Genomic DNA, 566 nt, shown 5'->3' on the forward strand with positions numbered 1-566 from the left:
TCGATATAGCGTTTCGTGATACCGGCGGGGTCGTCTTGGTCGTCGAGGTGGTGCAGAATTCCGCACAGGATCAGTCCGATCGGCCGGTCCATGTCGAAATACCGGGTGATTTTCTCTTGTGAGAGGAGAGTGCCTTCCTCGGTCAGATCGGCGGAGACGAAATGGGTGTATTCGTTCTGTTCGAGCAGGACGCGGCCGTGGGCGTTGCAGACGGGGTCGTTGTCGACGTAGACGACCCGTGCTTCGGGGTTTTGCTGTTGGGCGATTTCGTGGGTGTTGCCGACGGTGGGCAGTCCGGCGCCGATATCGAGGAACTGATCGATACCCGCGGTGCCTCCCAGGTATCGGACGACGCGGTGCAGCCAGCGTCGGTTCATCTTGGACACATCACCTTGGCGGGGTGCCACCTCGAGGATCTGTTGAAGTGCCGCCCGGTCGACCTCGTAGTTGTCTTTTCCTCCGAGGCTGTAGTCGTAGACGCGGGCGATGCTGGCCCTGGTGGTGTCCACACCGACCGGTTTGCGGTCGGACCGGGAAGCGGACTCGGGCATGAAAACCTCTTTCTG

Annotated in this window: 1 protein-coding gene; it reads right to left on the reverse strand. The window is 60.8% G+C overall.

Features of this window, described 5'->3' with window-relative positions; translation table 11 throughout:
* Window positions 1-551: SAM-dependent methyltransferase (locus tag ON20_RS25710; RefSeq protein WP_040839566.1), on the reverse strand; the 551-nt coding region annotated here is incomplete at its 3' end.
* Window positions 552-566: the final 15 nt, after the last annotated feature.

The organism is Nocardia brevicatena NBRC 12119, assembly GCF_000308495.1.
Lineage (GTDB): Bacteria > Actinomycetota > Actinomycetes > Mycobacteriales > Mycobacteriaceae > Nocardia > Nocardia brevicatena.